The organism is Bradyrhizobium sp. CCBAU 45394, assembly GCF_028128655.1.
Lineage (GTDB): Bacteria > Pseudomonadota > Alphaproteobacteria > Rhizobiales > Xanthobacteraceae > Bradyrhizobium > Bradyrhizobium diazoefficiens.
In genome coordinates, this window is sequence record NZ_LBIX01000118.1 from 1 (window position 1) to 8,770 (window position 8,770).

Sequence of the window (8,770 nt, forward strand, 5' to 3'; positions counted from 1 at the left end):
AAAGGCCGGACACATGTCAGCACCCGACCACGCTCCGCACTCTTCGAAAGATTCTTCTTGCACCAACGGGGGCGTCCACACATGTCCATGACGATATGGACAGCGAGCCCCTCAGGGATTTGAGCGTCATCTCTTTGAGGAACTTCAAGAACTCGACCGCCCGATGGCGCTTATAGCATTTGCCAATGACAAAGCGGAAGCGACATCGAGCGCGGCAAACAGCGTGGTCGTACCATGCCGCACATAGCTGTGGGTGCGACGTTCCGGCACGCCCGGCATCATCGGCAGGACCGGCTGCTCGCGATCCAGGGCCTGGATCTGGCTCTTCTCGTCGATGCTGAGGACAAGGGCTCGGTTCGGTGGGGACAGGTAAAGCCCGACAATATCGCGCACCTTATCGACGAATAGGGGATCGCTCGACAGCTTGAATGTCTGGCTGCGGTGCGGCTGCAAGCCGAACGCCGTCCACATTCGGCGGATCGTGGTGTGAGAAAAGCCAGTTTCCGCGGCCCTCGAGCGGATCGACCAGTGCGTCGCGCCGGGCGGCGTCGTACGCAATGTCCGCTCGATTACCTCGGCAACCTGATCATGGTCGATGGTTCGAGGGCGGCCAGGGCGGGCTTCGTCAAGCAGGCCATCACAGCGATCCTTCAAGAATCGGCGGCGCCACTTGCCAACGGTGTGTTCATGGATGCCAAGTTCGGCAGCCACAGACTTGCTTGGCAGACCATCTGCACACCGCAGGATCGCGCGGCACCGCTCAGATAGCGATCGGGCTACACGATGACGACGAACTTGCCTCTCCAAGTACGCCCGCTCCTGCGGACTCAGTACCAACGGCGCGATCGACCGGCCTTTCACACCTGCATTCGCCACGAGGGCTCCCCTCTCTAGAGATTCGAGCGATCAACTAATGTCACGAACTTGCATTCCAGATGACTAGGTTCAAGCTGACTAAGACGCGGCTTGGCGCATCTCGCTAACAAATGTCGCAATCGCTTGGCCGAGGGCGCGGTTGCGATCCATCAGGTCATGAACTGTGCGGACGACGTCATCGACCGCCCCACGGCTGGTCGCAGCGGCGCCGGAAATTTCGAGAACGTGCCCGGCTACTGCGCGTGCTCCGGCCGCAGCGGATTCGGCGCTGCGGCTGATGTCCCCGATGGCGGCATTTTGTTCATCAAGAATGCTGACGATAGATGTAGTCGTTTCGCCAACTCGATTGATGACGTCGAATATTCGCCGGATAGCGGCCACGGCGGCATCCGTTTCGGTCTGAACCGCTACGATTTGTGTGGCGATCTCCTGAGTAGCATTCTTGGTCTGACTTGCTAGGGCTTTGACTTCCCCGGCCGCGACGGCAAAACCCTTGCCTGTTTCGCCCGCCTGGCCACGGCTTTTGCTAGCGGGAAGCATACTTGCGCGGTCGGATCAGCGGGCCTATCAAGACGCAGCGCTTCGTATCGCCACCGCGGCAATCACGCTCTCCGCTAGTGAGACTATTAAAGATTCTGGCGCGGTTCTCTTAGGCCAGCTATCGAATTTTCGTGCGGTTGCGCTCGCGACCGAACGCGGATTGCTCACTGCCGATGTTGATGGACGACTCGGCATGGCGTTACGTATCGAGGCGCAACGCCGCCAGATGGATCAGTCGATCCTTGTCCAATCCAGTGGGCGATGGATTCAGGTCAATGACTTCCAACAACGATTCTGGAGCCAGGCCGACAATTACCAATGGCTTTCGGCATCTGCTCCGACAGCATCGGGAAAGACGTTCTTAGTCTTGCAATGGCTGATCGACCAAATCCGATCGAGCGAGATGCGTGTCGCTGTCTATTTGGCGCCGACAAGGGCACTTGTTGCTGAGATCGAAGCAAATCTAGTCTCGTTGCTCGGAGCCCGCAGCGGCATAGAAGTCTCCTCGCTTCCGATTCGGGAAAAGCATGACAAAGCGCAGGAAGGCGGTCCCACGCGCTATCTTTGTTCTGACCCAGGAGCGCATGCACCTGCTCGCTAACGCCGTCGGCGGCGCCTTCAAGGTCGATCTGCTCGTGGTCGACGAGGCACATAAGATCGGGGACAACCAACGCGGCGTTGTTCTTCAGGATGCCATAGAGCGCGCCAGCCGCTCCAATCCCACGCTCAAGCTCGTGTTCATCAGTCCCGCCACGCAAAACCCGCAGGAGCTTCTTGCAGATGCTCCGGAGGGAGCTCACACCGCGTCGTTTGAAAGCGACGTTCCGACTGTGCTTCAAAACCTCATCGTGACCGAGCAGGTGCCGCGTAAGCCAAAACTATGGAAATTGTCGGCACGCCAACACGCGTCTATGCTGCCGCTCGGCGTGGTCCAGCTGGGCAGTAGCCCAGGCTCTCTCAAGAAAAAGCTGGCGTTCATCGCCGCTGCTGCCGGAGAGCGCGGCGGGACACTCGTCTACGCGAACGGCGCCGCCGATTCCGAAGACATCGCCGATCTCATCAGTCAGTTGATACCGGAAGTACCATCTGCCCCTGAATTGCTTGAGCTTGCGGATTTGGCGCGCAAAGGCGTTCACCCGCACTACAGGCTCGCGCCGCTCGTCGAGCGAGGCGTTGCTTTTCACTATGGCAACATGCCGTCGCTCGTCCGCTCGGAGGTCGAGCGGCTGTTCCGGTCGGGCAAGATTCGCTTTCTTGTTTGTACCTCGACGCTCATCGAAGGTGTAAATCTGTCGTGCCGAACCATTGTACTGCGCGGCCCACGAAAGGGCATCGGGCATCCGATGGAGGCGCACGATTTCTGGAATCGTGCCGGCCGCGCCGGTCGATGGGGCGATGAATTCCAAGGGAATATCATCTGCATCGATCCTCAGAACGCACAGGCATGGCCTGATGGCGTTCCCGAACGTGCACGCTTCCCAATCAAACGCGAAAGTGACGCGGTGATCGAACAGGGAGATAGCCTTGCGGATTATTTGGACCGCCGGGCAACGACTGATTTGGCCGATTTCGAAGATCCAAATCAATTCGAGCAGGTCGCCTCATATCTGCTCGCTACATTTTTACGGCAGGGATCAATTGCACAATCCAGCCTCGCCAAACGCCACAATCCCGCGACCATCGAGCGGCTTGAAGCGAGTCTTGCAAATATCGCCACGCAGATCGCGATAGGCCCAGATATCGCAGCCCGACATCCTGGTGTTAGCGCCCTGGGCATGCAGCGCCTGTTGGATGCATTCCGCAACTACAAAGGTGATGTCGAGAATCTTTTGCCGGCCGCCGTCGACAGCCAGGACCGCTACGATCGTTTCGTGACGATTATGTGCCGGATCAACCAATATCTGTTTCCCGCATTCACACCAGACAAGATCATTCCGCTTCACGCACTGATTGTCGTGCAATGGCTAAAGGGGTTCTCCTTGTCTCGAATGATCGAGCGAAATATCGACTACCATCGCAGGACCGGTCGGTCATTTAAGCTGCCTGTCCTGATACGCAGCACGATGGAGATGGTCGAACAAATCGCGCGATTTCGGGCGCCGAAGTATTTGTCCGCCTATGTCGACGTTCTCAATATGCACCTAGTTGCATTAGGGCGGGAAGACCTCATCGATGGTGATGTCGATATAGGAACGCAGCTCGAGTTCGGTGTTTCTTCGCGGACCTTACTCTCGCTGATCGAGCTCGGATTATCGCGCGTGAGCGCTGTCGCGCTGTACGAAAAGATCGCAAGAGATGACCTCAATAAGGAAGATTGCATTTCTTGGGTAAGAGAACACGACGCTCAGTTCGAGGGCATGGACATTTCGGCCATCATCCTGCGTGAGATTCGCGCCAAACTGCTGCCTGAGGGCAACGCAGGAGCTGCCACGTCAACATCCTAATATTGATTGGGAGACTTTTATGGTCAAAAGGCCGGTTACAATTGGCCCTCATCACTTCAGTAAGAAGGGAGATGCCGCCGCGTTTTTGAAGGCAATGCTTCATAAGTATGATGTTGGAGACAAAGTCAGCGCGGGCGATGCCGAGGTACTGCTTGCAGCACTGGCGCTCCACCCGGATGCGACTACGAAGATGGGGCTAGGCATCACTCATTTCAGCGTCAGGAGCGCGGACTTCGGCTCAAAATGCTTCTGGGTCAATCGTGTCGATGGAAGCAGCGAAAAGTTTTCATACAAGGCCTGTATCCGCGGTTAAACTATTGAATAGAGACCCTCCATTCGCGTCGATCCACGACCTGCCCAGTACTTCACTGTCCGTCTCTTTGCCGCCGGCATCTCGGATGCTCACCGCACTTTGCGGACCTACCAATAACTGTAGGTTGCCCACGGCTCGCGATGTTCACGGCGCTCACCTCGCTGCTGACCAACAGAACCGTGTGGAAAGACGCCGCCATGACCGGCGAGATTTCCCTGCGTGGCCTGGTGCGTCGGCGGCATCAAGGAGAAGGTGGTCGCGGCGGCCGCGGGGGGCCTGATGCGCGTCGTTCGACGACATTCCGAAGGGCGCCCGCGACGCGCTGGAGCTCATCTGGCTCGAACGCGTCGATCAGGCCGCCGAAGCCGCTTTGGATCCACCGCGAAATGAGGCCGGTCCGAGGCCAACCTCGCCGCCGCGCGATTCGGCGCAGCGGGTCGGTTAGGCCGGCGTTTCCGTTATGAAATCGGTCGCCGGCACTAGGCGGCGAACCGCATCGGCCGCGCCGCCCAGTTTCTTTTCGGCATCGAACAGATCGACAGCCATCTGCAGGTTCATCCACAATTTCGCCGACGTGCCGAGCGCCTTGCTCAGCAGGATCGCGGTCTCGGCGGTAATCGCCCGCTTGCCGTTGACGATTTCGTTGACGCGAAAGCGCGACACGCCCATCGCTTCCGCGAGTTGGTCCTGAGTGATTTCGCTCGGGGTGAGGAAATCCTCGCGGAGCACCTCACCCGGATTTGTCGGTCGTCGTTCGGTCATGTCGGCCTCGGTGGTCTTAGCCAGTGTCTTCAAGCGCGATGTTGACAGCCTTCTCATGCTGCCATTGGAACGTCACCCACCACCGGCCTTCGGTGTTGCAGCAGAAGGTGGGCGGCGTGGTGTTGCGACGCTTTGCGATGCGTCCGTGTCCCGCAATTCGACAGTCCTCGAGCTTGTCGGCTGCGAGCAGGATGTCGATTTGCCTGGCGGCTCTGGCTGCGACGCTTGCGGGCACATCCATACGGTGTCGGCCGCTGTAAACGTCCTCTGTTCGCTGGTCTGCGAACGTATTCATGGTAGTTCTCCTCGGAGATTGAGATCGATGCTGAGCTGGACGAAAAGGTCGTCCGGTTCGGGTCGATCCCAGGAGGAGAAATCCCGGTTCTAACGCGGTAGCAGTGGATCGCGACGCGCACTGCGTCGTCGTCGCACAGGTATGCGCGGGTCCATTTGAAGACGAACCTCTGGATGAGGCGGACGCGCTTTTCGATGGCTTGCTTGACAGCGAGCTCGATGCGCTGGACATCCGCCTCGGACAGATGCACGTGCGCGATCTCGTGGTGGAGACAAAAGTACAGGTCCGAATCTGGCTCCGCAGGAGCGTTTTCCGGGAAATCGTGATGTCCGGCGACGATGACCGGACTCGGCAGGATGCTCTTCCAGAGGTCGATGACCTCGTCGCGGATGGCATCGATCTTCTTGCGCGAAATGTACGCTTCGTCGATTTGCGCGTGCTCGCGCCAGAACGGCGTGGCTGCGGCACGGGCGACGTCGCAGACCTCGGCTTTTTCAGACACCAGCAGCGACGACGCCTTGATGTCGGAATGACTGATGGTCGACCAGAAGTGTTTCTTTCCCAGCGTTCCGTCGACGGTCAGCACCGCGATGAGCCGCGCCAAGTCGGCGGCGTGCTGGTGGTCGCGATCGTTGTGGCTGAGGAATACGGCAGCCTGGGTAGTCGGCGGGGAGACCGTCGTCTCCTCACCGAACAAAGCTATCTTCAAGTCTGGCCGTATCGTAATTGTCATGGTTCCAATATGTATCACATGGTGTGACATTACAAGGGGGTCGAGAAAATTCTCGGCGAGCCCGTTTCGAGCGCAATGTGTCAGGAACCGGAAAATTGGTGCAATATACAACAGAAGTTACAACGGCTTGTTCGGACTCATCACCAAATTAGCGAAGTCGATCGACGCGAAAGTAGTGCAATTATACGGCACTAAATTAGTGTTTCCGTACGGCGCCGGATTAGTGTAAATAAACGATGCGAAAGTAGCGTAACCGAACAACACAAATCTAGTGTAATTGAACGACATGAAACTAGTGTGAGCCGACGTCGCCAAATGCGTGGCGATGATCATCCGCACCCGCCCCCTGGGAGAAAATCGCATGGCGAGCCTCAACGAAAAACTCGCGGGCTCTCTGAGCAATCTGCGCGAACTCAGCAAGAACGGCGATAGGCGGGTCTTCAAACTCGCCGAGCTGGGTCGAGCCGACCGCGAACGGCTATCGGAAGCGGGATTTCTGAGCGAGATCATCCGAGGATGGGTCTTGATGGTCTGTCCCGGCGAGAAGCCCGGCGACACGACCTCATGGTATTCGTCGTTCTGGCAGTTCTGCCGGGCGTACCTCGACGACCGGTTCGACAAGAACTGGGTGGTATCTCCCGAAGCTTCGATCGTCCTCCATGCCGAGAATTTGAACGTCCCACCCCAGGTCATCGTGCATTCGCCGGCTGCGAACAATCAACGGCTCGATCTGCTGCACAACAATTCTCTGTACTTGCTCAGAGTGCCGAAGCTTCCAACGTCGGCCGTCGAGGTCGCAGGTATGCGCGCCTTTTCGCAGGCGGACGCTTTATGCTCGGCTTCGCCCACGTTCTGGCAGAACAACAAGAACGATGTCATCGCCCTGCTCGGCTCGATCAGAGGCACCACCACGATCCTGAATGCCCTGCTGGCCGGAGGCTACGTGCTCGCGGCAGGCCGGTTGGCGGGTGCCTACAGGCTTCTGGGAAACGCGCGCGCAGCGGACGAAATCGTCGCCACCATGAAGCGCGCCGGACACGAAGTCCGGGAGGACGCCGATCCCTTCAAGGGCCCCGTGACCACGCAGCTATCCGTCACCCGCCCGGTGTCTCCCATCGCGACCCGCGTGAAACTGATGTGGGCGGAGATGCGCGACAAGGTACTGCAGAACTTCGACGTCGAGCCCCGAAGGATCAACGATCGCGACGGATACCTGGCATCCATCGACGATCGGTACACCTCGGACGCGTACCACTCGTTGTCGATCGAGGGCTACACGGTGACCGAGCAACTCATCGAAAAGGTCCGACAGGGATCTTGGAATCCGGACGGCGACGCGGACGACCGGCAGCAACGCGACGCGCTCGCCGCCAAGGGATATTGGGACGCGTTCCAAGAAGTACGCGCCGCGGTCGCCCGCATTCTCGACGGCGAATCCGCGGAGGAAGTCGTCGAGCGCGAACACCTCAATTGGTATCGCGCTCTCTTTCAGCCGTCGTTGGCGGCCGGCATCGTCAAGCCGGAGAATATGGCGGGGTACCGACAGCACTTTCTGCATATCCGCGGCTCCCGACACACGCCCGTGAACTGGGAAACCGTGCCGGACGCGATGGAATCGTTCTTCGAATGTCTGAAGGCCGAACAGGATCCGCGCGTGCGCGCGATCCTGGGGCACTTCATCTTCACGTTCATCCATCCCCTGCCCGACGGCAACGGGCGGACCGGTCGTTTCATCATGAACTCGATGCTCGCGTCGGCGGGAATTCCCTGGACCATCGTTCCCGTCGACCGGCGCGACGAATACATGAGGGCGCTCGAGGATGCGAGCGGCGGCCTCGACATCGTGCCTTTCACGAAATTGGTGGTCGATTGCACTAAGCACGAGCCGCCGCCTCCCAGGCGGAGCAAGCCTGGCGAGACATTGGCCGAAGTCGACCTCAATGCGGTCGGCTCGAAATCATGATGCGTCGAGCGGGAGCCCGTCATAGCCTAGAGGCGGACTGCGAGACGCGGGCGCGGCGCCGCGAAGGCCGGGAGCCGACAGGAGCGCTTCGCTGATTCCCATTGCAACGCCGGCCGTGACGGACTTCGGTGCGAGGGACAGGATAATCTCCCGGGGGAGCCTCGCGGCTTCGGCAAGCAGAACGACCGATGTCACCGCTGTGATTGAGCCGACAACCAGGGCGGCTAACATCGGAACGATCGCCGCGGTAACAAGCTTGCGATTTTGATAGAGTGGCACGGCGAGCGCGACTGTCGCAGGCCCGAGCAGGAAATGTACAAACTGCGCGCCGGCGAAATAGGTTGTGTAGGAAGTGCCGGTCAGAAGCAAAAACAGGCTGATAATCCACATTGCATGCAGGACCGGGTTCGCAAGCGGATGGCGATGCGTTGCCAAGGATAGCGCATCCGTGATCGCATAGACCAGCAACGTGGCAGTCAGCCAGAGTAGCGGCGACTGTGAAAGATAGACCCAGAGCGAGTGGGGATTGTCGTTCAATTTCGCCTCCGGCCGGCCGACCAGGCGGCTAACAAGCAGGAAGGTCAGCACGGTCACGAGCAAAGTGACGGTCACCGAGAAGATGAGCACTAGAATACTGATACAATTGAAGTAGATCTCATGGCCCCTATCGCTCTTGAGGAAACCGAATGCGCCCCCTGGATCGATCTGCACGACCGTACCTATGCCGTCCATCAGGCGCTCTTGGTCCTGCAGCTACTGCGCGCTTGATTGAAGCTGCCTCGCACACAATAGACGAGATCGGCGTACGCCTCATCCTGCTCGCCCGCCCCGCTCGACATTGACC

7 protein-coding genes and 3 pseudogenes are annotated in these 8,770 nt (G+C 58.9%); 5 read left to right on the forward strand and 5 right to left on the reverse strand.

Annotated elements, in window-relative coordinates:
- Positions 1-83: 83 nt before the first annotated feature.
- Together WN73_RS12510 and WN73_RS44585 are read right to left on the reverse strand one after the other, a co-directional pair.
- Positions 84-876, reverse strand: a pseudogene (locus WN73_RS12510) (IS630 family transposase); the annotation flags it as partial.
- 78 nt (positions 877-954) lie between these two features.
- The gene (locus tag WN73_RS44585; RefSeq protein WP_442870082.1) at positions 955-1,416 is read right to left on the reverse strand and encodes a methyl-accepting chemotaxis protein; all 462 of its coding nucleotides are present in this window, start codon (positions 1,414-1,416) and stop codon (positions 955-957) included.
- Between WN73_RS44585 and WN73_RS12520 the strand changes: the two genes are divergently transcribed.
- The 4 genes and pseudogenes from WN73_RS12520 to WN73_RS12535 all read left to right on the forward strand — a co-directional run.
- Positions 1,370-2,017: a DEAD/DEAH box helicase gene (locus WN73_RS12520; RefSeq protein ID WP_271553020.1), complete on the forward strand. Its 648-nt coding sequence runs from the start codon at positions 1,370-1,372 to the stop codon at positions 2,015-2,017. The genes WN73_RS44585 and WN73_RS12520 overlap by 47 nt on opposite strands.
- A complete protein-coding gene (locus tag WN73_RS12525) occupies positions 2,001-3,860 on the forward strand; it encodes a helicase-related protein (protein WP_271553021.1) in 1,860 nt (619 codons plus the stop codon). The genes WN73_RS12520 and WN73_RS12525 overlap by 17 nt, the downstream gene beginning before the upstream one ends.
- Positions 3,861-3,879: 19 nt before the next feature.
- The gene (locus tag WN73_RS12530) at positions 3,880-4,173 is read left to right on the forward strand and encodes a DCL family protein (RefSeq protein ID WP_097669881.1); all 294 of its coding nucleotides are present in this window, start codon (positions 3,880-3,882) and stop codon (positions 4,171-4,173) included.
- A gap of 134 nt (positions 4,174-4,307) precedes the next feature.
- Positions 4,308-4,618, forward strand: a pseudogene (locus WN73_RS12535) (S16 family serine protease); the annotation flags it as partial.
- On the opposite strand, the gene WN73_RS12540 reads toward WN73_RS12535, so the two are convergent.
- Together WN73_RS12540 and WN73_RS12545 are read right to left on the reverse strand one after the other, a co-directional pair.
- The gene (locus WN73_RS12540; RefSeq protein WP_097669882.1) at positions 4,615-4,992 is read right to left on the reverse strand and encodes a HigA family addiction module antitoxin; all 378 of its coding nucleotides are present in this window, start codon (positions 4,990-4,992) and stop codon (positions 4,615-4,617) included. The pseudogene WN73_RS12535 and the gene WN73_RS12540 sit on opposite strands and share 4 nt — an antisense overlap.
- Positions 4,989-5,939 (reverse strand): hypothetical protein, encoded by a 951-nt coding sequence (locus WN73_RS12545; protein ID WP_271553026.1) that lies wholly within the window; start codon positions 5,937-5,939, stop codon positions 4,989-4,991. Before WN73_RS12545 ends, WN73_RS12540 begins: the two co-directional genes overlap by 4 nt.
- Before the next feature lie 385 nt (positions 5,940-6,324).
- On the opposite strand from WN73_RS12545, the gene WN73_RS12550 reads away from it, so the two are divergent.
- Positions 6,325-7,926, forward strand: coding sequence for a Fic family protein (locus WN73_RS12550; protein WP_271553027.1), 1,602 nt, complete (start codon positions 6,325-6,327; stop codon positions 7,924-7,926).
- A 51-nt stretch (positions 7,927-7,977) separates the two neighbouring features.
- Here the strand turns inward: WN73_RS12550 and WN73_RS12555 are convergent.
- A pseudogene (locus WN73_RS12555) lies at positions 7,978-8,463 on the reverse strand (LrgB family protein); the annotation flags it as partial.
- Between the last annotated feature and the right edge of the window lie 307 nt (positions 8,464-8,770).